Source organism: Paraburkholderia phymatum, assembly GCF_040965635.1.
Taxonomy (GTDB): domain Bacteria; phylum Pseudomonadota; class Gammaproteobacteria; order Burkholderiales; family Burkholderiaceae; genus Paraburkholderia; species Paraburkholderia phymatum_B.
The window spans coordinates 419727-443450 of record NZ_JBFRCH010000003.1; the positions used below are offsets into that span (position 1 = coordinate 419727).

The 23724-nt window shown below is 65.1% G+C and carries 22 protein-coding genes and 1 riboswitch; of the genes, 10 read left to right on the forward strand and 12 right to left on the reverse strand.

The annotated features are described in order from the left end of the window. Positions 1-39: 39 nt before the first annotated feature. From pstS to AB4Y32_RS08520, 4 genes are all read right to left on the reverse strand, one after another. Positions 40-1071 (reverse strand): phosphate ABC transporter substrate-binding protein PstS, encoded by a 1032-nt coding sequence (gene pstS / locus AB4Y32_RS08505; protein WP_368720886.1) that lies wholly within the window; start codon positions 1069-1071, stop codon positions 40-42. Between the two features lie 565 nt (positions 1072-1636). Then, a complete protein-coding gene (gene dinB / locus AB4Y32_RS08510) occupies positions 1637-2791 on the reverse strand; it encodes a DNA polymerase IV (protein WP_368720887.1) in 1155 nt (384 codons plus the stop codon). 261 nt (positions 2792-3052) lie between these two features. Further along, positions 3053-3361 carry a hypothetical protein gene (locus tag AB4Y32_RS08515; RefSeq protein WP_368720888.1) on the reverse strand — a complete coding sequence of 103 codons (309 nt, stop codon included), beginning with the start codon at positions 3359-3361 and terminating at the stop codon, positions 3053-3055. A gap of 28 nt (positions 3362-3389) precedes the next feature. After that, positions 3390-3629 (reverse strand): hypothetical protein, encoded by a 240-nt coding sequence (locus tag AB4Y32_RS08520; protein ID WP_368720889.1) that lies wholly within the window; start codon positions 3627-3629, stop codon positions 3390-3392. Positions 3630-4411: 782 nt separating this feature from the next. Between AB4Y32_RS08520 and AB4Y32_RS08525 the strand changes: the two genes are divergently transcribed. Continuing rightward, the gene (locus AB4Y32_RS08525) at positions 4412-5317 is read left to right on the forward strand and encodes a 2-hydroxy-3-oxopropionate reductase (protein ID WP_368720890.1); all 906 of its coding nucleotides are present in this window, start codon (positions 4412-4414) and stop codon (positions 5315-5317) included. 310 nt (positions 5318-5627) lie between these two features. On the opposite strand, the gene AB4Y32_RS08530 is transcribed toward AB4Y32_RS08525, so the two are convergent. Continuing rightward, positions 5628-5795, reverse strand: coding sequence for a hypothetical protein (locus AB4Y32_RS08530; RefSeq protein WP_368720891.1), 168 nt, complete (start codon positions 5793-5795; stop codon positions 5628-5630). A 349-nt stretch (positions 5796-6144) separates the two neighbouring features. Between AB4Y32_RS08530 and AB4Y32_RS08535 the strand changes: the two genes are divergently transcribed. Beyond that, on the forward strand, positions 6145-6888 hold the full coding sequence (locus tag AB4Y32_RS08535) for a glutathione S-transferase family protein (protein ID WP_368720892.1): 744 nt from the start codon (positions 6145-6147) through the stop codon (positions 6886-6888). Between the two features lie 141 nt (positions 6889-7029). Continuing rightward, the gene (locus tag AB4Y32_RS08540) at positions 7030-7680 is read left to right on the forward strand and encodes a LysE family translocator (protein ID WP_368720893.1); all 651 of its coding nucleotides are present in this window, start codon (positions 7030-7032) and stop codon (positions 7678-7680) included. A gap of 75 nt (positions 7681-7755) precedes the next feature. On the opposite strand, the gene AB4Y32_RS08545 is transcribed toward AB4Y32_RS08540, so the two are convergent. The 3 genes from AB4Y32_RS08545 to AB4Y32_RS08555 form a co-directional block, all read right to left on the reverse strand. After that, positions 7756-10176 carry a putative bifunctional diguanylate cyclase/phosphodiesterase gene (locus AB4Y32_RS08545; protein WP_368720894.1) on the reverse strand — a complete coding sequence of 807 codons (2421 nt, stop codon included), beginning with the start codon at positions 10174-10176 and terminating at the stop codon, positions 7756-7758. Positions 10177-10266: 90 nt separating this feature from the next. Beyond that, the gene (locus AB4Y32_RS08550; RefSeq protein ID WP_368720895.1) at positions 10267-11100 is read right to left on the reverse strand and encodes a class II glutamine amidotransferase; all 834 of its coding nucleotides are present in this window, start codon (positions 11098-11100) and stop codon (positions 10267-10269) included. Positions 11101-11213: 113 nt separating this feature from the next. After that, complete coding sequence (locus AB4Y32_RS08555; protein ID WP_368720896.1) at positions 11214-11879, reverse strand: MarC family protein; 666 nt, start codon at positions 11877-11879, stop codon at positions 11214-11216. Between the two features lie 323 nt (positions 11880-12202). Between AB4Y32_RS08555 and AB4Y32_RS08560 the strand changes: the two genes are divergently transcribed. Further along, positions 12203-12415 (forward strand): DUF3311 domain-containing protein, encoded by a 213-nt coding sequence (locus AB4Y32_RS08560; RefSeq protein WP_368720897.1) that lies wholly within the window; start codon positions 12203-12205, stop codon positions 12413-12415. Continuing rightward, entirely contained in the window at positions 12412-13884 is a 1473-nt protein-coding gene (locus AB4Y32_RS08565; protein WP_368720898.1) for a sodium:solute symporter, read from the forward strand. Before AB4Y32_RS08560 ends, AB4Y32_RS08565 begins: the two co-directional genes overlap by 4 nt. A 55-nt stretch (positions 13885-13939) precedes the next feature. On the opposite strand, the gene cobM is transcribed toward AB4Y32_RS08565, so the two are convergent. Genes cobM through cbiE form a run of 4 tightly spaced genes read right to left on the reverse strand, consistent with a single transcriptional unit; the run spans position 13940 to position 17721 of the window. Further along, a complete protein-coding gene (cobM, locus tag AB4Y32_RS08570) occupies positions 13940-14668 on the reverse strand; it encodes a precorrin-4 C(11)-methyltransferase (protein ID WP_368720899.1) in 729 nt (242 codons plus the stop codon). A 1-nt stretch (position 14669) separates the two neighbouring features. Continuing rightward, positions 14670-15413 (reverse strand): cobalt-precorrin-6A reductase, encoded by a 744-nt coding sequence (locus AB4Y32_RS08575; protein ID WP_368720900.1) that lies wholly within the window; start codon positions 15411-15413, stop codon positions 14670-14672. Further along, positions 15410-16501: a cobalt-precorrin-5B (C(1))-methyltransferase gene (locus AB4Y32_RS08580; protein WP_368720901.1), complete on the reverse strand. Its 1092-nt coding sequence runs from the start codon at positions 16499-16501 to the stop codon at positions 15410-15412. Before AB4Y32_RS08580 ends, AB4Y32_RS08575 begins: the two co-directional genes overlap by 4 nt. After that, the gene (gene cbiE, locus AB4Y32_RS08585; protein ID WP_368720902.1) at positions 16501-17721 is read right to left on the reverse strand and encodes a precorrin-6y C5,15-methyltransferase (decarboxylating) subunit CbiE; all 1221 of its coding nucleotides are present in this window, start codon (positions 17719-17721) and stop codon (positions 16501-16503) included. The genes AB4Y32_RS08580 and cbiE overlap by 1 nt, the downstream gene beginning before the upstream one ends. Before the next feature lie 83 nt (positions 17722-17804). Beyond that, a riboswitch (cobalamin riboswitch) is annotated at positions 17805-17979 on the forward strand. A gap of 50 nt (positions 17980-18029) precedes the next feature. Between cbiE and cobG the strand changes: the two genes are divergently transcribed. The 5 genes from cobG to AB4Y32_RS08610 all read left to right on the forward strand — a co-directional run bounded on the left by cobG (position 18030) and on the right by AB4Y32_RS08610 (position 23712). Then, positions 18030-19475, forward strand: coding sequence for a precorrin-3B synthase (gene cobG / locus AB4Y32_RS08590; RefSeq protein WP_368721088.1), 1446 nt, complete (start codon positions 18030-18032; stop codon positions 19473-19475). Beyond that, complete coding sequence (locus AB4Y32_RS08595) at positions 19468-20094, forward strand: precorrin-8X methylmutase (protein WP_368720903.1); 627 nt, start codon at positions 19468-19470, stop codon at positions 20092-20094. Before cobG ends, AB4Y32_RS08595 begins: the two co-directional genes overlap by 8 nt. Continuing rightward, positions 20094-20852: a precorrin-2 C(20)-methyltransferase gene (locus tag AB4Y32_RS08600; protein WP_368721089.1), complete on the forward strand. Its 759-nt coding sequence runs from the start codon at positions 20094-20096 to the stop codon at positions 20850-20852. The genes AB4Y32_RS08595 and AB4Y32_RS08600 overlap by 1 nt, the downstream gene beginning before the upstream one ends. Then, positions 20849-22618 carry a precorrin-3B C(17)-methyltransferase gene (gene cobJ, locus AB4Y32_RS08605; RefSeq protein ID WP_368720904.1) on the forward strand — a complete coding sequence of 590 codons (1770 nt, stop codon included), beginning with the start codon at positions 20849-20851 and terminating at the stop codon, positions 22616-22618. Before AB4Y32_RS08600 ends, cobJ begins: the two co-directional genes overlap by 4 nt. Positions 22619-22773: 155 nt before the next feature. Further along, on the forward strand, positions 22774-23712 hold the full coding sequence (locus tag AB4Y32_RS08610; RefSeq protein WP_368720905.1) for a flagellar brake protein: 939 nt from the start codon (positions 22774-22776) through the stop codon (positions 23710-23712). Positions 23713-23724: the final 12 nt, after the last annotated feature.

Below are 23724 nucleotides of genomic sequence, written 5' to 3' on the forward strand. Positions count from 1 at the left end.
GTTTTTGCACGCCGGTCCGTTTTTATGCGTGCATTCTGATCAATTGGCGATGGGCTTGCCGGAAGCGTCCTTCACCTTCGCCTTCCACTGCGTGCGGATTTCGGACACGACGGCATCCGGCAGCGTGATGTAGTCGAGTTCCTGCGCGGTCTGGTTGCCGTTCTTGAACGCCCAGTCGAAGAACTTGAGCGTTTCCTTGCCGTGGTCCGGCTTGTCCTGAGACGAATGCAGCAGCACGAACGTCGCGCCGACGACGGGCCACGCTTCCTTGCCCGGCTCGTTCGTGAGGATCTGGTAGAACGACTTCGACCACTCGGCACCCGCGGCGGCCGCCTTGAACGTTTCCGCCTTCGGCTCGACGACGGCGCCCGATGAGTTCTTCAGCGACGTGTACGTCATCTTGTTCTGCTTCGCGTACGCCCATTCGACATAGCCGATCGAGCCCGGCAGACGCTGCACGAATGCCGCGACGCCGTCGTTGCCTTTGCCGCCCGTGCCCGTCGGCCAGTTGACCGTCGTGCCTTCGCCGACCTTGCTCTTCCACTCCGGATTCACCTGCGACAGATAGTGCGTCCAGATGAAGCTCGTGCCGGAACCGTCCGCGCGGCGCACGACGGCGACATCGGTATCCGGCAGCTTTGTGCCCGAATTGAGCGCCGCGATGGCCGGGTCGTTCCACTTCTTGATCTTGCCGAGGTAGATGTCGCCCAGCACGGGACCCGACAGCACCAGCGAACCCGGCTTCACGCCGGGCAAGTTGACCACGGGCACCACGCCGCCGACGACGGTCGGAAACTGGAACAGGCCGTCCTTGGCCAGTTCGTCGTCCTTGAGCGGCGCATCGGAGCCGGCGAAGTCGACGGTTTTCGCGAGCACCTGCTTGATCCCGCCCGACGAGCCGATGCCCTGGTAATTGATGCGTGCGCCGCCCGTCTTCTGATACGCGTCGGCCCATTTCGTGTAGATGGGCGCCGCGAATGTGCTGCCGGCGCCCGTGATGTCGGCCGCCCGCGCGAAGGAACTGGACAGCGCGCCGATCAGGCCGGCCACGGCGAGGAATGCGAGTTTCATGGTTACCTCCTGATGTTGATCCAGAGTCGGCGATTTAGCTGTCGGCGGGAGTTAGTGCTTTAGCTGTCGGCGGGAGTCAGTGCTTTAGCACTTACTCCGGCCCCATGCAGAGCACTTACTCCGGCCCCATGCAGAGCACTTACTCCGGTCCCAAGCAGAGCACCTACTCCCGCCCATGCAAAGCTGCCGATCCAGAGTTGGCGTGTCAACGGGAGTCGGCACTTTAGTGCCTGGTCCCATGCAGAGCAGTCGATCCAGAGCCGGCGCTTCGATGCCTACTGCCGTCCCATGCCTTACTGGTCCCATGCAAGACAGTTGCAGAAAGCTTTGGATCGGGTGCGTTTCGAACTTAGCGGGGCTTCGTGACATTGCGGTGACGGACGCGTGGCGGCTCGCCGAGTGGTTCGGAAAGGTCAATAAACGCGGCTTTCACGGTCGCGCCGATGGCTTCGCGCGGTTGTCGGAAGAGATGGCCGAGGGGGTGCCAGCGCGTCGACGACACGTTCGTCGAAAAGCCGTGGATAGCCCCGCTCACGCGTACGCCAGCAGGCGCCGCGCAATCGCCTCACGCAGTAAAAGGCAACTCGCCCTGCACGGGCAACGGCTGCGCGCGTTCGCCCGCATGCGACAGCCCGCTCACCCGCACGCCCAGCAATCGCAGCTTGCGCGTCAACGCGACGCGCTTCAGGCATTCCGTGGCCGCGCGCCGGATCGCCGCTGCATCCGACGTTGCGACGGGAATCGTCAGATCGCGCGTGACGGTCGAAAAATCGTCGAAACGCAGCTTGATGCCGACCGTATGCCCGACATAGCCCTTGCGCTGCAAATCTTCGGCGACGCGCACGCACAGGCGTGTGAAGGACTCCGACAGCGCCGGGCGATCGTGACGCGGATGCAGATCGCGTTCGAACGTCGTCTCGCGGCTCATCGACTTCGGCTCGGATTCGACGACGACGGGACGCTCGTCGATGCCCTGCGCGACGTGCGTCAGCCACGTCGCGTACCTGAGTCCGAAGTTGGCCTGCAGCAGGTCTGGCGCCGCATGCGCCAGATCGCCGACCGTATGGATGCCGAGCGCGGCCAGCCGCTCGCTCGCCTTCGGGCCGATGCCATTGATCTTGCGCGCTGCCAGCGGCCAGATGCGCGAGGGGATGTCGGCGGGCGTCAGGATCGTGAGGCCGTCGGGCTTGTCCAGCTCGGAGCCGATTTTTGCCAGCAGCTTGTTCGGCGCGACGCAAATCGAGCATGTGAGGCCCGTCGCATCGCGCACGGCCTGCTTGATGCGCGTGCCGATGTCGGCGGCGTCGCCGGGGACGTCCGTCAGTTCGATATAGATCTCATCGATGCCGCGATCTTCGATACGCGTCGTGAACTTCGCCACTTCCGCCTTGAAAAGGCGTGAGTAATGGCGGTACGAATCGAAGTCGGTGGGCAGCAGAACCGCGTCCGGCGCGAGTTGCGCAGCCTTCATCATGCCCATCGCCGAAAAGACGCCGAACGCGCGCGCCTCGTAAGTCGACGTAGTGACAACACCGCGCCCCGCATAGTCGCGCAGCCGCGCGAAGCGATGCGTGCCGTCGGGCAGCGTTTCCGGCGTCGCGTTGCGCCCTCCGCCGATCACCACCGGCTTGCCGCGCAACTCCGGATAGCGCAGCAGTTCGACGGATGCGTAAAACGCGTCCATGTCGAGATGCGCGATACGGCGAGTGAAGACGCTCATGTTGCGTGATGCGGCGGCGATGAATGTGGGCTACGGCAGCAGATGCTTCGGTTGGAAGCTGACTCGACGATACGCCGTGTGCGCAGTGGGTGCTGCCGATGCCGCTCGTACTGCTGGCATCTGACGCAGTGACGATGCCGCGCGGCCGTGGAGTTTAGCAATACACACGCTGAAAACAGCGGCGCACGATGCGGGCACAAGACAGCGGCTCGAAACAGCGGCGCTCGCGGGACGCAAACATCAGCCGCTTTCCCGCTTGCCTCAGACGCGGAACACGTTGCCGTCGGGACCGATCTTGCGGGGAATGCTGCGATTCGGCGCCTTCTTCGACGACACCACCGATGAAGCGCCCTGATCCGGATGCGCGCTGCCCGGCTCGGTGATCTTTCGCGCGAGCCGCGGCGCCGTTTGCGTGTGCGGGCGGACGTGCTTTGGTGCCGGAGCGGAATGACCGCGCGCCTCCGGCGGGTTCCAGATCTCGACGTACTTTTCCGCGTGCGCCGCTGAAGCCATAAGCAGCGCGACCACTCCGGCTGTCATTCCGGGTAAGAGATGACGACCTGCGTTCATTGCCTTATCTCCTTGCCTCGCGCGTGTCTTACCGGGCATCGTTTTCCACCGCGTGGGGATGTTCGCGCGCCAGGCCCGCGCCCATCGACGAACTCGCCGTTCCCACCGACCGGCCGTTCTCGCATGCGTAAAACGTGGGCTCGCCAGCCTTGCCGCGACGGATCGCTTCATCGATTTCCCGTTCGCCGAATGCCGACTTCAAGGCCGCGACAAAAGCCGCGATCTCCGGCATTGGATGGCCGGAGGGCTTGTTCACGCGCATATCCACGACGCACGCTCCTCATCGATCGCATCCCGATACTGTATATCCATACAGGGTTTTATGCAATTGGCCGGAAACGTCGTTGCGCATCAGTGCGTGAAGCCCAAGTCCCAGGCGCGCCGCTGCGCGCAGCAGTCTACCGCGCTCACCCGGTACGCGGACAAACAAAAGCCGGGCCGTCGCAATATCGCGACGCCCGGCTGGACAAATGGCGCAAACCAAATGGCGCAAACGATTGCCGCGCCAAAATCGACGCCGTCAGAACGCGTGTCGGATGCCGGCCATCCCGACGAACTGCGACGGCCCCACGATGGTCTCCGCGCACACGAGCGCGATGATCCACCAGCGCAGGCCAACGATTGTTTTCAACTGTGCCTCCTGTTCAAACCGGAATCTGGGACCGCCGGTCCTGGTTGCGATTCGATGCGCGAATTCGAACATTGGATCTGCATTTATCATCCGTCATCGTACTACTTGGCAGGCCGCAGGATACCAGGGAAAACGATGCAGTATAGCGAATGACTCGCCGGAAAGTCACTTCAGATGGCTGTTTCGCATACTGCTGTGCAAGTGTGTTGTGAAAGAACAAGTGCATTCGAACTCCCTCATGATGTTCATTCGAACATCAGATTGTTCTTTTACGCGTTCACGCGAACATGGAACGCGCGCGATGACGCTCAGAAGAATCGCGGGCAAGACGTGACGGCAACACCGTTCCATAGGCATTTCGCGCGGCGCTCGCTAAGCTGAAGGCGCACATTGCCCGAACAACGAATCCGGAGGACGTCATGTCTCAGACACTCAAGGCCGGCTTTATCGGACTCGGCATCATGGGCCGTCCGATGGCGGAAAACCTGCGCAAGCACAACGTCGCGCTCGCCGCCTACACGCGCAGCGGCGTGCCCGGCGAACTGAAGCAGGCGGGCGTCGTCGCTTGCGACAGCGCCGCCGATGTCACCGCGCAAGCCGACGTGGTCTTCATCATGGTGCCCGACACGCCCGACGTCGAACGCGTGTTGTTCGGCCAGAACGGCGTCGCGGACAGCCTGCGCGCGGGGCAGATCGTCGTCGACATGAGCTCGATTTCGCCGATGGCCACGCGTGGTTTCGCGGCGCGCGTGCGCGAGAAAGGCGCGGATTACCTCGACGCACCCGTGTCGGGCGGCGAAGTCGGCGCGAAGGCCGCGTCGCTGACGATCATGGTGGGCGGCTCGCAAGCCACCTTCGACAAGGTCAAGCCGCTGCTCGACATGATGGGCAAGAACATCTCGCTGATCGGCGAAGTCGGCGCGGGCCAGGTGTGCAAGGTCGCGAACCAGGTGATCGTCGCGGCGACGATCGAAGCGGTCGGCGAAGCGCTGCTGCTGGCGTCGAAGGCAGGCGTCGATGCGGAAAAGGTTCGGACAGCGCTGATGGGCGGCTTTGCGTCGTCGCGCATTCTTGAAGTGCACGGCGAGAGGATGACGAAGCGCACGTTCGATCCGGGTTTCCGGATCGAGTTGCATCAGAAGGATCTCAATCTGGCGCTGTCGACGGGGCAGGCGCTCGGTGTGCCCTTACCGGCTACGTCGGCGTGTCAGATGCTGTTCAACGCGTGCGCGGCGCATGGCGGCAAGGCGTGGGATCACTCGGGCATGGTGCGCGCGCTCGAAATCATGGCGAACCATGAGATCGGCCAGAAAGCGAAAGGATGACGCCCACGCCCTTCTGAGATACGTCATCGTACAAGTTCGTGGCGCATCTAATCGATACGCGACGCACTAACTTTCCTTTACCTTTCTTTTTTCTTTCGATTTAGACTAGCGCCACCTGTCAAAACCAAGGAGCGCTACATGCGGAATCTGGGCGGTTTTATGCAAGGTGCGGTCGCGTTGGGCGGCTGCATCGGGCTGTACACGATGATCGTCTGCCTCGTCGAGTTGTTCAACGGCTGATCGTCCGATCGGCGCTGGAGACCACGCAATAAGCAAAAAGAGCCGTCGCGCCCCGACGGCTCCTTCATTTTCAGTCCTGCCCGAGCGCTTCGTCTTCTTCCTCGATCGCCCTCACCCGCTCGGCGAAATCCAGCAACGCAGCGAGCGATCCATGCACGCTGTGATATTCCTGCCGCCCGATTCTCGCTTCGAGCACGACGGTCATTCCCGCTTGCCGCGCTACGTCGATGATGTCCATGTGAGCCTCCGTATCCGCTTGCATCCTCAATCGCCTGTGGCCGCAATAACGGCGTCCTTGATATCGATTCTATGAAGCGGGCGCAAGACATCAATCGCATGCACAGGGAATCTCTGTTCGGCTGAAGGCAACAATGCGCGGCGCCCGTTGGCACGGCTCGCGCTCAAGCGACGCGCATGAATCAGATGCCGGCTTCGAGCGTCCCACCGCGTGTCCGCGTCCCTGTACGATTGCCGTTGCCGCGATGCGCGGCGCAGAAGCCGCAACGGCGAAGCATCGTCATTCGCAACCACGATGGCACGAGGGGAAGCTCATGATCGTGTATAAGTTCGGAGACGGTTCAGGCGCAATGCCACCTGATCTCAGCCCGTTTGTCGTGAAGCTCGAAACGTGGCTGAGATTCTCTGGCATTCCGTATGAAGGACGGATCGGCAATCTCAACGCGATGCCGAAGAAAAAGCTGCCCGTCGCGGTGATCGACGGCGTGACGGTCAGCGACTCGTCGGCGATCATCGACTATCTGCAACGACGTCACCCGGATGCGCTCAGCGACGCGCGGCTCGATCGCCTGCAGCGCGCGCAATCGGCGGCGATCAAGGCGCTGCTGGAGACGCATCTGTATTTCGTGATCGTCTATTTGCGCTGGGCCGTCGACAGCAACATGGCCATCTACCGGCCATATCTGATCGAATACGCGCGGCTGACCGCGCCGCCGTCCGCGCGTGTGCTGATCGGCACGGTGGCGCCCGTCGTGATCCCTGTCATTCGCCGCAAGGTGCTGCGCCAGGTGTGGGAACAGGGGATAGCACGGCATAGCTATGACGAAATCGTGCGAATGGGCATCGACGCGTGGCAGGCCATCGCGGACCTGCTCGGCGATCAGCCGTACATGCTCGGCGACGAAGCCACGACGATCGACGCGACATGCTTCGCGTGGATTCACACGACGGCCATCCATGCATTCGACAGCCCGGTACGCGATTTCATCGCGAAGCATCCGGCGCTGATGGCGTATCACAAACGGATCGCGCAGCGCTGCTGGCCGGAGCTTGCGAACGCTTTGCGCGGCGGCCCAAGCGGATCGAGTGCCTGAAGAGCGTGAATCGCGCGCCGACTGTGCAGAACCGTCCGGCGCAACCCGTTCTTCTGGCTTGCCCTGCATCCGTCGAACTGTCTATTCCCCGCGCGGCCCGGACCTCAGACAATCACCCGATCCTTCACCCACGGCGCGCTCATGACCAGCATTCCGCTTCTTTCCGCGAACGTCTCCGCGAACCTGCTGTTTGCCTATTCCGCGTACTTCGTCGGCACTGCGAGCCCTGGGCCGAGCAATCTGGCCATCATGTCGATCGCGACGACGGACGGACGCAAGGCCGCATTCGCCTTCGCGGCGGGCGTCGTCTGCGGGTCGTGCTTCTGGGCGATGCTGGCCGCGCTCGGCCTGTCGGCGGCGCTGCTCGCGTTTTCGGGCCTGATGGTCGGGCTGAAGATTTTCGGCGGATGCTACCTGCTGTGGCTCGCGTTCAAGTCGGGCCGCTCGGCGCTGCAATCCACTGCAACCAGAACACAGATGCCGAACGCGGATCTGTCGCTGCGCCGGCTCTATACGCGCGGCGTGCTGCTGCATCTGACGAACCCGAAGGCGATCCTCGTGTGGATCTCCGTCGTCGCGCTCGCATCGCCGACGCACGGCGGCGCACCGCACATGCTGACGACGGTCGCCGGATGTCTCGCGATCGGCGTGCTCGTGTTCGGCAGCTACGCGGCGCTGTTCTCGACGCCGTTGGCGCGGCGCGTCTATCTGTCGATCCGCCGCTGGCTCGACGGCGGGCTCGCCATCGTATTCGGACTCGCGGGCCTCAAGCTGTTGACGTCGCGCACTTGAGCACTTGAGCACCAGACGCCGCGCGACACGACACCTGAACCGGCTGTTTCATCAGCGGCGCAAGCGCCGCGCCCGTCAGATCTCCACTCGCAAACGCTGCGCTTCGCGTGCGAACTCGCCCGCCGCCGCAGGCCTTCCGAACAGATATCCCTGCTGCCGCTCGCATCCGATCGAGCGCAAGAACGCCGCCTGCTCGTAAGTCTCGACGCCTTCCGCTGTCACGTTCATGCCGAGCGAGTGCGCCATCGCGACGACGGCATGCGTGATCGCCACGGCATCGCGATGAGCGGGCAGGCCCGCGACGAACGACCGATCCACCTTCAGGCTATGCAGCGGAAAGCGCTTCAAATACGACAGCGACGAATAGCCGGTGCCGAAATCGTCGACGGAAATGCGCACGCCCATCCGCGCGAGTGCCGACAGCAGCGGCATAACGGTGTCGGTGTCGCTCATCAGCACGCCCTCCGTGATTTCCAGTTCGAGCGCCGACGGGTCGAGCCCCGCTCGCTCCAGGCTCGAGCCGACGTGGTCGATCAGCTCGCCGCTGATCTGGCGTGGCGACAGGTTCACCGCGATCATCAGATGCGGAATCAGCGTGCCGCGCCACTCGACAGCCTGCCTGCACGCGTTCTCCAGCACCCAGCGGCCAATGTCGACGATGAGCCCCGTGTCCTCGGCGACGGGGATGAATTCGGCGGGCGACACGTTGCCCAGTTCGCCGTTGTGCCAGCGCAGCAGCGCCTCGGCGCCGACGATGCGCCCCGTCGCCCCTTCGACGATCGGCTGATACGCGAGGCTCAATTCGTCCGCGAGCAGCGCGCGCCGCAACGACTGCTCGATCGCGAAGCGCCGCTGCAGGCGTTGGCTCAGCTCGGCCGTGAAGAACTGGAAGTTGTTACGCCCGCGCTGCTTCGCGTCGTACATCGCGGAATCGGCGTTGCGCATCAGCGTCGGCGCATCGCATCCGTCGTCGGGAAAGAGGCTGATGCCGATCGACGCGCCCAGGTAGTACTCGTTGCCGCCGACCGCGAACGGTTGCGCGATCGTATCGAGCACGCGCTGCGCGAGCGACGTCAGGAAGGACGCGTCGGCATAGTCGCCCGTCACGATCACGAACTCGTCGCCGCCGACGCGCGCGAGCGTGTCCTCGCTGCGCACGCAGGCCGACAGCCGCTCGGCGACGCTGCGCAGCAGCGCGTCGCCCGCTTCGTGGCCGGCGATGTCGTTGACCTTCTTGAAGCCGTCGAGATCGACGAACAGCACGGCTAGTTTCGATGCGGCCTGATCAGGCATGGCCGGTCCAGGCACGGCCGGCTCAGGCGCGGCCGGTCCAGGCGCGGCCCGCTCAGGCGCGGCCGGTCCAGGCACGGCCTGCTCAGGCACGTAATCATCGGACGCAGTCGACGGGCCTAAGCCAATCTCGCGCGGCGTGAGACGCTCGCTCATCTTGTCCGCGAGATACGCGCGGTTATACAGTCCCGTCAGCGCATCGCGCGTGGCAAGCTGTTGCAATTGCGCGCGCGCGGCCCGCACGGCGCTGATGTCGTTGAACGAGATGAGCACGGCGCCTGGCTCGGTCTCGCCCGGCTTCACGATGGGCACGAGGTTCTCCGTGACCCAGATCGTTTCGCCGCATGTCAGCTCGAGCCGCAGCGTCACGCCGACGAGCGGCTTGCCGGAGCGCAGCACGCGCTCCGTCGGCCGCTCGCCGGGCTCGACGTGCGAGCCGTCCTCCCAGAACGCGGCGCGCATCACCGTATAGATGCCCTGCCCGATCACGTCGTCCGTCGTGCGCAGCATGCGCCGCGCGCTTGGATTGCACGCGAGCACGATCCCTTCGCGTGACTGCACGACGATGCCTTCGTTCAGGTGATCGACGACGAGCCGGTGATGCTCTTCGCTCTGCGCGAGCCGCTTGCGTATCGCGTCCTGATGCACGGCGAGGCCGACACTGTGGCCGATCTCGCTCAGCAGTTCCTGTTCGCTTTCGTTGGGACGCCGCACGTCGCGGTAGTAGACGCCGAAGGCGCCGAGCACATGGCCCGCGTCGTCTTCGAACGGGATCGACCAGCACGCGCGCAAGCCGAACGGCAGCGCGAGATGGCGGAAGTTGGCCCACAGCGGATCGTGCTCGATGTCGTCGACGATCACGAGACGCCGCTCGAACATCGCCGTGCCGCACGAGCCCGTGGCCGGGCCGATCACCGCGCCGTCGATCGACGCGCTGAATTGCGCCGGCAGCGACGGCGCCGCGCCGACGCGCACGGTCACGCCGTCGCTGTCGAGCACGAGAATCGAGCAGGAGGCGCCAACGCCAAGCAAGGTCTCCGCGCGCCGGCACACTTCCGCCAGCAGTTCGGGCAGCGGCGTGCTGCGCGTCAGAAGACGCAACACGGTCTGCTCCGACGCGAGCACGCCGGCGGCCAGGTCCGGCGCGTAGCGAGTGCATTCGGATGGCTTGTCAGTCGCTATGTCTGCAGTCACTTGACGACTCATGGTTGCACTCCCTCACGCGACAACGGCAGACCGATGCCCACCACGCATCCGGGTTTACCCCTAATTGCACCTCAGTCACAGCGACGGGCGTTACGCGCGATACGGATTGAAGATACGCCCTTCGATCCGGCCGAGCTTCGCGACAATCGCAACCGATTCGGGCACTTCCTCCCATAAGCCTTCCAGATCGACGAGCGGTTCCGACAGTACGAGAAACGCGTCGCGGCCAACGGCTGCGAGGCGCGGATCGTCGGGATACAGCTCCATCAGATGACGGATCGACGTGCTGTGATAGAGCGAGCGCGACTGCCGCTCGCTCGAATAGCGCGCGGCGACGATCTGCTCGCCGTCGGTCGCGCAGACGGTCATGTTCAACGGCGCTTCGACGCCATGCCGCTGCCCCGTCTCTTCGACGAAACGCGCCATGCGCTCCAGCGCCCGTACGGGTTCGATTTCGAGGCCGAAGGTCAGCGCGAGCAAGAACATGACTTCGGAATCGGTCGAACCTTCGATCGACGCGAACAGATCGGGATCGATGCCGAGCATCAGGTCGCGCCGCACTTTCGGGTAGTCGCGCACGAGGCCGTTGTGCACGAAGAGCCATCGCCCGTGGCGGAACGGATGGCAGTTGGTTTCCTGCGATGGGGTATCCGTGGCCGCGCGGATATGCGCGACGAACATCGGCGCGTGCACCGCGCGCGCGGTGTCGCGCAGGTTGCGATCGCTCCACGCGGGCTGTGCGCATCGGTAACGGAACGGCAGTTCGGCGGGCGAGCCGTACCAGCCGACGCCGAAGCCGTCGCCGTTGGTCGTCGTGTGTCCGAAGCGCGAATGAAGACTCTGATCGATCAGCGAATGCTTCGCCCTGAACAGCACGGCTTCGAGCTGTATCGGGTTGCCTCTATAAGCCAGCCAGCGGCACATGATCGGTCTCCTCGATGAAAACGCCTTCGCGCGCGCCCGCTTGAAGCGGCTCTCACGACGGGCCGGCTGCCGTGCCCGCCCCGTTCACTGCAATCAGCTGCACTCGGTTGCAGTCAGTTGTTCATGCGCGCGAGCGGCGCGAGAAACTCGGACAGCCCCGTCAGGATGATCTGCACGCCGATGCACAGCAGCAGAAACGCCGACACGCGCAACGCGACTTTCGTCCCTTCCTTGCCGAGGTAACGGGCGAAGGTCGTCGCGTGGTTATAGGTGAACCAGATCGCGAGCATGATCAGAAACGAAATCGTCACGGACGCAATCGACGACATCAGGAACTCCGACAGCTTGTGGCTGCGGTTCGCGTTCAGCGCGATCGCCGTCGCCATCGTGCCGGGACCCGTGGTCAGCGGCACCGTCAACGGAAAGAAAGCCTTCGACATCGCGTTGTCGGGATCGACGGGTTTCACGGCTGCCTCGTTCGGCTGCTTCTCCGGTGCATTGAGCATATTCCACGCGCTGACTGCGACGGCAAGTCCGCCGCCAATACGCAACGCCTCCATCGAGATGCCGAAGAAATGCAGGATCGGCGTGCCGACGAAGAACACGACGAGCAGCACGACGAACGCATTGATCGCGACGCGCCTCGCGAGCGCGGCGCGTTCGCTTTCTGTCAGCGAATCGGTACGATCGACAAACACGAATGCAATCGCGATGGGATTGATGATGCTGATCAACCCCGTAAAGCCAAACAGAATCTCCGAAACCAGGCTTGAAATCATGTATGACCCGCTCGATTGTGGTTGTGTTTTTTGCGTCGCGCCACCGCGCAGCTTGCAGCGCAGACTGTTTTAATGCAATGAAAATTGCATGCGGCCCATGCGCGATTTTCATGCAATGCAGCACCGCGGAGATGCATGCCGTACGATACGCAAGCCACGCGGGCATTGCGTTTGCGCATCTCCCTTTCAATTGACCTGCACATTTTTGACACCCTTTACCGGAATACCGTGAAGGGCATACAGTCGGTGCGCGGCACCTCAGTCATTGCTTCATGAAAAGACGTTCGCATCGACCACCTCCATCACATCCGAGGAGTTGTCCCATGTCATTTCGTCTGCTCGCCGTGCTGCCGTTCATCGGCATCCTGCTCGGCGTTCCGTTCGTCAACCGCGTCGAGCCGCTCGTGCTCGGCATGCCGCTCGTGCTTGCATGGATCGTCGCGTGGGTCGTGCTGAGCTCGCTCATCATGGCCATCATCTACCGGCTCGATCCCGCCAACCGGCATACGTCCGCCGACGAGGAGGTGCGTTCATGAGCAGCGCACTCGTCATCATCGCCGCGATCACGCTCTTTGCGCTCTATCTCGGCATCCGTGCGCGGCACGGACACGACATGAGCCTCGAACAATGGACGGTCGGCGGCCGCAGCTTCGGCACCGCGTTCGTGTTCCTGCTGATGGCGGGCGAGATCTACACGACGTTCACGTTCCTCGGCGGAAGCGGCTTCGCATATGGCAAGGGCGCGCCCGTCTACTACATCCTCGCGTACGGCACGCTCGCGTATGTGCTGTCGTACTGGATGCTGCCGCCCGTGTGGCGTTTCGCGAAGGCGCACCGGCTCGTGTCGCAGCCGCACTTCTTCACGCGCAAGTACGACAGTCATGGGCTCGGCGTGCTGGTCGCGATCGTCGACGTCGCCGCGCTAATCCCTTATCTCGTGCTGCAGCTCAAGGGGCTCGGCATCATCGTGTCGACGGCTTCGTATGGCGCGATCTCATCGTCGGTGGCGATCTGGATCGGCGCGGCCGTCGTCACGATCTACGTGACCGTGTCGGGCGTGCGCGGCTCCGCGTGGAACTCGGTCGCGAAGGACCTGCTGATTCTCGCGATCGTGCTGTTCCTCGGCATCTATCTGCCGCTGCACTACTACGGCGGGCTCGGCCAGATGTTCCATGCAATCGACGCCGCGCGTCCCGGCTTCCTCACGTTCCCCGAGAAAGGCTCGAGCGTCACATGGTTCCAGTCGACCGTGCTGCTCACGGCGCTGGGCTTCTTCATGTGGCCGCATACGTTCGGCTCGGTGTTCACCGCGAAGGACGAGCGCATCTTCCGCCGCAACGCGATGGTGCTGCCGCTCTATCAGCTGATCCTGCTGTTCGTGTTCTTCGTCGGCTTCGCGGCCGCGCTGAAGGTGCCAGGGCTCAAGGGCGGCGACATCGACCTGTCGCTCTTCAAGCTGTCGCTGCAGACGTTCGATCCGTGGTTCGTCGGCGTGATCGGCGCGGCGGGCGTGCTGACGGCGCTCGTGCCCGGCTCGATGATCCTGACGACGGCCTCGACATTGCTCGCCAACGACGTCTATCGCGGTCTCGTGCATCGCAACGCGCCGGATGAAAAGGTCACGAAGCTCGCGCGGATCTTCGTGCCCGTCGTCGCGCTCGTCGCCGTGCTGTTCACGCTGCACGGAGGCGAGACGATCGTCGCGTTGCTGCTGATGGGCTACAACTTCGTCACGCAACTGTTCCCGGCTGTAGTCTGCAGCATCGCGCCGCGCAATCGCGCGACGAAGCAAGGCGCGTTCTGCGGGATCGTGGTCGGCGTGGCCGTGGTCGCCGTGACCACGCTTTTCCACATGAGCGTCGGCCAGATGATGCCGTTCCTGCCCGATGCGCTGAAGGACGTCAACATCGGCTTCATCGCGCTGGCCCTGAACGTGATCGTGCTCGCGATCGTCAGCGCACTGACGCAGCCGCAGCCGCAAGCGGAGCGGTCGCACGCGCACTGATGTTGCCGGGCCTGACGCGTGCCGATGCAGGCGCACGTCAGGCCCGATGCACGATTCAGCCTTCCTTCGAATACAGCGTCGATTCCGCGAAATGCTCGGCATCGAGCACGCGGCCGACGAGTATCAGCGCCGTTCGTTCGATATCCGTCGCCTGCACCTTCGCGACGATATCGGCGAGCGTGCCCGTCACCTTTTCCTCGTCCGGCCAGCTCGCGCGATAGATCACCGCGACGGGGCAATCGCTGCCGTAATGCGGCGTCAGCTCGTCGACGATGCGCGCGAGATGACGCACGCCGAGATGAATCGCCATCGACGCGCGATGCCGCGCGAGATCGCCCAGTTGCTCGCCTTCGGGCATCGACGTCTTGCGCGCGTAGCGCGTGAGAATCAGCGTCTGCGATACGTCGGGCAATGTCAGTTCGACGCCGAGCGCCGCCGCGCACGCAGCCGTCGCCGTGACGCCCGGCACGATCTCATACGGAATGCCGAGCGTGCGCAGGCGCCGGATCTGTTCGCCGATTGCGCCATACAGCGAAGGATCGCCGGAATGCACGCGCGCGACGTCCTGGCCTTTCGCGTGAGCCTCGGCGAGCAGCGCGACGATCGCGTCGAGATCGAGGTCGGCCGTGTTCACCACTTTTTCGGCGACGTTGCCGCTCAATACGGCTTGCGGCACGAGCGAACCCGCGTACAGGATCACCGGGCATGTGCGCACGAGGCGCTGCCCTTTCACCGTGATCAGCTCGGGATCGCCAGGCCCAGCGCCAATAAAAAACACCGTCATTTCACTGCACTCCCTCTGGTTCGTTCAACGCGCGCAGCACCTGCTGCGGGCTGTCGAATTCGCGATCGGACTCGCCGCCAACTTCGGGCAGCAACGGACGCCGCGTCATGACGACGGGCACTTTCCGCTCGCGCGCGACGTCGAGCTTTGCGCGCGTCGCGTCGCCGCCGCTGTTCTTGGTCACGAGCGCGTCGATTGCGTTCAGCGCGAACAACGCGCGCTCGCCGTCGATATCGAACGGGCCGCGCGCATCGATGATGCGCGCGCGCTCGTTGGCCGGATGCGCGTCGAGGCAACGCACGAGCCAGAACTGATGCACGGGAATCTCGTCGAGATGCGCGAGCGGCTCGCGGCCCGATGTGAACAGCACGCGTTTGAACGGGCGGACCGCGTCGACGATCCCGTTCCAGTCGTCGACCATGCGCCAGTCGTCGCCCGCTTGCGGCGTCCATCCCGCGCGGCGCAACGCCCAGCGCGGCACATGGGTCTGACGGCATGCAGCAGCCGCGTTCGCGCTGATCCGCGCGGCGTACGGATGCGTCGCGTCGATCACGAGGCCGATGCCTTCATCGACGATAAAGCGCGCGAGACCAACGCTTCCGCCATATCCGCCGACGCGCACCGCGCACGCGAGGCCTTCGGGCACGCGTCCGAGCCCCGCGAGGCTATAGACATGCTGCGGCCCGAGCTGACGCGCGATCTGCAACGCGTCGCCCGTTCCGCCGAGCAAGAGCACGCGCTTCATCGCGCCGCTCCGACGATGTTGCCCTTGCGGTCGATTGCGAACATCTCGACGGCGACCGTCGCGGGCACGATCTCGCGCGCGACGTCGCGCGCACGCGCGCACACGATATCGCCGAGCGGCACGCCCTTCTTGAGCGCCATTGCGAGCGCCTCCTGGCTCGTATTCGCGCCGACGATGGCCGCCTGCAACGCGTCGTCGCCGGCATCGTGCTCCGCCGACCACGCGGCGAGCTGCGGCAAGTCGATGCTCGAGTTGCGGCTGTGCAGATCGAGATGCCCCGCCGCCAGCTTGCTCAGCTTGCCGAAGCCGCCGCACATGCTGAGCGTGTCGACGGGCGCGCGCTTCAGATGCTTCAACACCGCGCCCGCGAAGTCGCCCATTTCGATCAGCGCGATATCGGGCAACTGGTAGTACGCGCGCATCGCGTCTTCGCTCGCGTTGCCCGTGCATGCGGCAATGTGCTGGTAGCCATTCGCGCGAGCAACGTCGATGCCCTGATGAATCGACGCGATATACGCCGAGCACGAGAACGGCCGCACGATGCCCGTCGTGCCGAGTATCGACAGCCCGCCGACGATGCCAAGGCGCGGGTTCATCGTCTTTTGCGCGAGCGCCTCGCCGTTCTCGACGCCGATCGCCACTTCGAAGCCGCCCGCGTAGCCGTGCTCGGCGGCGAGATCGGTGAGATGAGCGGTCATCATCTGGCGCGGCACCGGGTTGATCGCCGGCTCGCCGACAGGCAGCGTGAGGCCCGCGCGCGTCACCGTGCCGACGCCCGGCGCCGCATGAAAGCGCACGCCCGGCGTGTCGCTCAAACGCACGCGCGCGAACACGACGGCGCCGTGCGTGACGTCGGGATCATCGCCCGCGTCCTTCACGGTGCCTGCCTCCGCGCCGTCTTCCGTCAGGCGGCAGAACACGAGCGTCATCGGCACATGCTGGCCTTTCGGCAAGACGATCTCCGCGACGTCGCTGGCGATGCCGGCAAGGAGCAGGCGCGCCGCCGCCAGCGAGGTCGCCGTCGCGCAGCTTCCCGTCGTGTAGCCGCTGCGCAGCGGCGCGGGTTGTTCGGGTGTCTCGTCGCGCATCACGGTTTGCGGGTGTCGAGTAGCGTGATGGGAAGCGCGGGACGCCACGTCTCGAAGCCGCCGAGCGGTTGCGCCTCCGTGAGCGCAATGCGCGTGAGCGTGCCGCCGTGCTGCGCTCGCCACGCGGCGAGCGCAGCTTCGCCTTCGAGCGTGACAGCGTTCGCGACCAGTCGACCGCCGCTCTTCAGCGCGCGCCAGCAGGTGTCGAGCACGCCATCGGCCGTCACGCCGCCGCCGATGAAGATCGCGTCCGGTTCGGGCAGGCCCTGCAACGCATCGGGCGCGCTGCCCGCGATCAACTGAAGTGCCGGCACGCCGAGCGCATCGCGATTGTGCTCGATGAAGCGCTGACGCTCGCTGTTCGCTTCGATCGCGATCGCACGGCACGTCGGGTGCGCGCGCATCCATTCGATGCCGATCGAGCCGCAGCCCGCGCCGACGTCCCATAGCAATTCGCCGGGCGCGGGCGCGAGCCGGCCGAGCGTCAGCGCGCGAATATCGCGCTTGGTCAGCTGCCCGTCGTGGCGATAGGCGTCGTCGGGCAATCCGGGCGTGAGCGCAAGCCCAGGCGCCGACGCGTCGCGCCGGCATTCGAGCGCGATGACGTTCAGCGCCGCCGTTTCACTCATTTGCCACGACGCCGCGCGTGCGTCGATCAGACGTTCGGACGCGCTGCCCAGATGCTCCAGCACGATCATGCGCGTCGCGCCGAAGCCGCGCTCGGCGAGCCGCGCGGCGACGGCGGCGGGCGTCGCGCCATCGGCGCTCAGCACGAACACGCGCGCGCCATCGTGAAGATGCACGTGCAGCGCGGCGAGCGGCCGCCCGACGAGCGATACCGTCGCGACGTCCTGCAGCGCCCAGCCCAGCCGCGCGGCAGCCAGCGACACGGACGACGGCGCAGGCAGCACGCGCAATTCATCGGCGGGAAGATGGCGCGCGAGCGTCGCGCCGACGCCATAGAACATCGGATCGCCGCTCGCGAGCACGCATACGCGCGCATCGTGCGCCTCGTACGCGTTACGCTGCGCGAGCACGGCTTCGATATCGAACGGACGCGGCCACGGTTCGCGCCGGGCGGACAGGCAAACGGGCAGCATCGCCAGATGGCGCTCGCCGCCGTAGATCACCGACGCGTCGATCAGCGCGCGCCGCGCCGCCTTTCCCAGACCGGCAAAACCGTCATCGCCCATTCCCACTACGGTCAGCCAGGCCGGCATGCATCTTTCCTCATCGGATTGCAGAAAACGCCGTGGCGAGCCCGATTCAAGGGCCGCGGCATCGTTGTGCTGTTCGAAAAAAGGCATAATACCCGCTCGCCGGTGCCTTTCGGGGCCTAAGAGGGAACACGTCGTCGTGACTGCCCCCGCAACTGTATGCAGCGAGTCCGCGCCAATTTGCGCCACTGGTGTCACCGGGAAGGCCGGCGTGGATGATGAACTGCTAGTCAGGAAACCTGCCGGCCAACTTGTTCGTGCCAGCCAACGTCGGGCGGGGTGTACCGATGCCGAGCCGCTCTCCGTTCGAGATGCCCGGGGCCGTCGCGCGACGCTCACCCGGTGACCCCTTGAGCCACGCTTACCTTTCGTCCGATGCCTGTCGCTTGCGCCCTTCGGCCTGTCCGGGGCTGCTGCGCATCGTGCCCGCGCTCGACGGCGGCATCTGCCGCGTGAAGCTCGCGCGCGGCGAGTTGAGCGCAGCACAGGCGTTGGCGATCGCCGATGCGATCGACGAACACGCTTGCGGCATCGCCGACATCACGAATCGCGCGAATCTGCAATTGCGCGGCGTGAAGCGCGGTCATGAAGAGCCGCTGATCGCGGCGCTGCTCCACGCGGGACTCGGGCCCTCGGGTCCGCAAGACGCCACGCATGCGTTCGCGGACGATGTGCGCAACGTGATGGTGAGTCCGACAGCGGGCCGCGATGCGAACGCATTGATCGACACGTCAACGCTTGCAGACGATATCCTCGCTCGCCTGCAAGGCGACGCGCGCTTCGCGGCGCTCTCGCCGAAATTCGCGCTGCTTCTGGACGGCGGCGAGCGTCTCGCGATGCTCGATCATCCACACGACATCTGGCTTTCAGCGATGCGCGATCCCAAGTGCGATGACGTACTGTTCGCCTTCGGCCTTGCAGGCTGCCCGCCTGTCGCCGAAAAGCACGCTGGCGCGGTCGCAGCCGTCGCGGCTTCGGACGCGGCCGCGCTGACACACGCGCTCGTCCACACATTTCTCGATCTCGCCGCGCCCGAACACTCGCGCATGCGCGATCTGCTTGCCGTGCATTCCGTCGAGGACGTGCTGACGCATGTCGAAAGCAAGTCGGGGATCGCGCTGCTGCGCGATGCGTCGATCGAACGATGGCGCCGCGCGCCCGGCGATCCGTCGCTGCGGCTCGGCGCGCACACGCAGCGCGACACACGGCGATCGCATGTCGGTGGGCAGCCTGTGCTGGGACGCATGAACAGCGAAACGCTGCGCGGCCTCGCGCGGCTCGTAGCGCACAACGACGGCGCGACGCTGCGCATGACGCCGTGGCAAAGCGTGATGCTGAGCGATATCGACACGACGAAGGTTGCATCGACATTGCAGGCGCTCGAAGCGCTCGGCCTCGCGTGCAATGCGCAGAATCCGCTGACCCGCGTGATCGCGTGCGCGGGCTCGGCAGGCTGCGCGAAGAGTCTCGCCGACACCAAGGCCGATGCGATGAAACTCGCCGCGTGCCTGCCTGCGGATGCGCAAGTCCATCTGAGCGGTTGCCCGCGCTCATGCGCGGCCGCGCATCGCGCGCCTTATACGCTGCTCGCCGTGGCACCCGGCCGCTACGACCTGTACCACACCCGCGACCCGCGCGATCCGACAGGCTTCGGCCGCTGTCTCGCGCGCGGTCTGACGATCGACGAAGCCGCCGGCATGCTGAGCCGTGCCGCTCTTCCACCGATCACACCTTTTGACGAGCCATCCGATGCCTGACTACCTCCGCGACGGACAAGCCATCTATCGCCAGTCGTTTGCGACGATACGTGCGGAAGCCGATCTATCGCGCATTCCCGCCGACCTCGCAAAACTCGCCGTGCGCGTGATCCACGCGTGCGGCATGGTCGATATCGTCGGCGATCTGCGCTTTTCGGAAGGCGCAGGACGTGCCGGCCGCCATGCTCTGGCAAACGGCGCGCCCATCCTCTGCGACGCGCGCATGGTCGCCGAAGGCATCACGCGAGCGCGGCTGCCCGCGCGCAACGAAGTGATCTGCACGCTCGCCGATCCGCGCGTGCCCACGCTCGCACGCGAACTGGACAACACGCGCTCGGCGGCGGCGCTCGAATTGTGGCGACCGCAACTGGAAGGCAGCGTCGTCGCGATCGGCAATGCGCCGACGTCGCTCTTCTATCTGCTCGACATGCTCGACGCGGGCGCGCCCCGCCCCGCACTGATTCTCGGCTTCCCGGTCGGCTTCGTCGGCGCGGCGGAATCGAAGGCGATGCTCGCCGCCGACAGCCGCGGCGTGCCATTCATCGTCGTGCAAGGCCGGCGCGGCGGCAGCGCGATGGCGGCGGCCGCCGTGAACGCGCTCGCATCGGAGGACGAATGATGGCTGAGCAGGCGAACGGCACGCGCGGACGTCTCTTCGGGCTCGGCGTCGGCCCCGGCGACCCCGAGCTGATCACGGTAAAGGCGCTGCGTCTCTTGAAGTCGGCGCACGTGGTCGCGTACTTCGTCGCGAAGGGCAAGAAAGGCAACGCGTTCTCGATCATCGAGTCGCATCTGTCGAGCGAGCAGCAGCAGTTGCCGCTCGTCTATCCGGTGACGACGGAAGCGCTCGAACCGCCGCTTTCGTACGAGGCGATCATCGCGGACTTCTACGACACGGCGGCGGAAGTGGTCGCCGCTCACCTCGACGCGGGCCGCGACGTCGCCGTGATCTGCGAAGGCGATCCGTTCTTCTACGGCTCTTACATGTATCTGCACGACCGGCTCGCGAACCGGCTGTCGCCTCGCTTCGAGGCCGAAGTGGTGCCCGGCGTGTGCTCGATGCTCGGCGGCGTCGCGGTGCTCGGCCAGCCGCTCGTGTATCGCAACCAGACGCTCTCCGTGCTGTCGGGCGTGCTGCCCGAGGATGAATTGAAGCGCCGTCTCGCCGATGCCGACGCCGCCGTCGTGATGAAGCTCGGCCGCAATTTCGACAAGGTGCGCCGCGTGCTCGACGAACTCGGCCTCGCGGACCGCGCGCTTTACGTCGAACGCGCGACGATGGCGAACCAGCGCATCGTGCCGCTCGCCGAAGTCGATCCGATGGCATCGCCCTATTTCTCGCTGCTCGTCGTGCCGGGGGAAAAATGGCAAGGATGACGACACCGCCCGCGATCGTGATACTCGGCGTCGGCGCGCTGGCGACGGCGCGGCGCGTGCAGTCCGCTGTGCAGTCCACTTACCCCGGCGCGAGCGTGCATGGCCTGCAAGGACGCGTCGCCGATGGAGATGTGGACGTCGCCTTCACCGAACTCGCCGCGCATCTGCGCGATCTGTACGCGAGCGGCATCCCGATCGTCGCGTTGTGCGCGGCGGGCATCGTGATCCGCTGCATCGCGCCGCTGCTCGCGAACAAGGGCAGCGAGCCGCCCGTGCTCGCCGTCGCCGAGGATGGCAGCGCCGTCGTGCCGCTGCTCGGCGGTCTGTCGGGCGTCAACGCGATGGCGCGCGAGATCGCGGCGGCGCTCGAAATCAAGCCCGCGATCACGACGAGCGGCGAGTTGCGCTTCGGCGCCTGCGTGCTGAATCCGCCCGATGGCTACACGCTCGCGAGCATCGACCAGGGCAAGCGCTTCGTGTCCGATCTGCTGGCGGGGGAAGCGACGCGCGTCGAAGGCGACGCACCGTGGCTCGATGACGTGCATCTGCCGCGCGACGACGACGCGCAGCGCGCGATCCGCGTCACGCCTCTTGCATGGAACGGCGCGACGGACGAACTGGTCATTCATCCACGTAGCGTCGTCGTCGCAATCGGCGAGGCTCGCGACGAACACGACGTACGCAATGCAGGCGACGAAGGGCTGCACGAACGCATACTCGAAGCGGCGCGCGAGCGCGGCCTTGCCGCGCAGGCGCTCGCCGTGCTGCTCGCGCCGGCGTCCCGCATCGGCGAGCGGGCGCTCCAGAAGGCCGCCGACGCGTTGCAGATCCCGTTGCGCTTTGCCGATGACGATGCTTCGTCCGATCCGCCGCGACTGCTCGGCAACACATTGCGTATGCCGCACGAGACGCTCGGCGACGGCAATCGCGCGCCCATCGCATTCGCGATCGCGCACGCGCCCGTCGATCCCGCGACGGTCGGCCGCGCGCGCGGCAGGCTGAGCGTGATCGGGCTCGGACCCGGCGATGCGTCGCTGATGGTGCCCGCCGCGCGCTCAGCGCTCGCGCAAGCCACCGACATCCTCGGCTACGAAACCTACGTGAAGATGGCCGGCCCGTTTCGCGCGGAGCAATGCGTACACGGCACCGACAATCGCGAGGAAATGCAGCGCGCCCGTCACGCGTTCGAACTGGCGAGCGCGGGGCGGCGTGTCGCGATGGTGTCGTCGGGCGATCCGGGCGTGTTCGCGATGGCGGCCGCCGTTCTCGAAGCGCTCGATGAGGCGCATGACCCGGCATGGGCCGCCGTCGAGCTGGAGATCGTGCCCGGCGTGTCCGCCGCGCTCGCCACGGCCGCTCAGGCGGGTGCGCCGCTCGGCCACGACTTCTGCATGCTGTCGCTGTCCGACAATCTGAAACCGTGGTCCGTCATCGAAATGCGTCTGCGGCATGCCGCCGAGGCCGATCTCGTGATGGCGTTCTATAACCCGATTTCACGCGCGCGTCCGTGGCAACTCGACAGGGCGCTTGAAATCGTGCGCGATTTTCGCGATCCGGCGACCATCGTCGTGCTCGGCCGCGATATTGGCCGTCCCGGCTCGGCGCTCAAAACCACGACGCTTGGCGAACTGAAATCCGCCGACGTCGATATGCGGACGATGGTGATTATCGGTTCGTCGATGACACGCGCCTTTCGCCCCGCCGACACCGCCCGCGAATGGGTGTATACGCCGCGCTGGTATAAAAGCGCCGATTTTAACGTTTAAATCGCTTTAAATCGGTCGCCGTCCCGACCAAAATAAAGCGATTGAATGCGCGATTGAAAACCGGATCGATCCAGCGCTAAAAAAGAAATTAAAGTTTTTCTAAAAGGCGACGTTACACTGGTTATCTCGTCCAACGCTTTCTTTCGTTCGTCATCATGCAAACAAGTGAAGACGCTGTCGATGCAAGCGCGAACCTGCCCGCGATGTCTCGTTCGCTTGCGCCCGAGGCCGTGCCCATGGGCGTGCCGCTCAAATTCCCGATTGTCGACAGCGACGACACGCTGCTGTTCGAGCGCGGCGCGATCGTGATCGGCGCCGACGAGCACCGCTTTCTCTTTCAGCATTTCAGGCCGCAACGGGGCGACATCGAAGCGATCTCGCCGGAATCGGCGGCCGAATCCGCCGGCAAATCGGGCGAAGCCGAATCGCTCAGGGACATGCACCTGACGATCGGCGCGTTGATCGGCGTGCGCTCGCAAGTCGGCATGGGCGCGCCGATGCATCCGTCGCGCATCATCGGCTTTGCGCCGAACGAATCGCTATTCGTCACGCCACCCGTCGCCGACGGCAAGCCGATGACGCTGTCCGTCGGCGAGAACGTCGAGATTCTCGCGATCGCGAGCCAGGCGGTGTTCCGCTTTGTCTGTACCGTCGATTCCGTGTGTGTCGCGCCCTTCCACTATCTCGTGCTGTCGAAGCCCGGTGTGGTCCGCCGGCTGCGCGAACGCAAGTCGGTCCGCGTGCGCGCGAGCCTGCCGCTGCGCTTCGGCATCGACGAGGCAGGCACCGGCTACGAAAGCCTCGGCCTCGTGCAGAGCGTAAGCGCAATGGGCATGTCGTTCTCCGCGCCATGGAAAGTCGGCGAAGTCGGCAAGCGCATTCGCGTGGCGTTCCGGCTGTGCTCGAAGGATATGGACACGTCGATCGAAGCGGCGGCGATCATCCGTAACGTGCAGCAAGGTTCGAGGCCCGGCGATCCGACGACGCACGGCATCGAGTTCGAACACCTCGATCAGGTCGAGCACATGGCGCTGAAGGTCTACGTGTTCGATCGGATCGACGATGTGATCTTCTGGACGAGCGGACCCAGGTAAGCGCGACTCCGT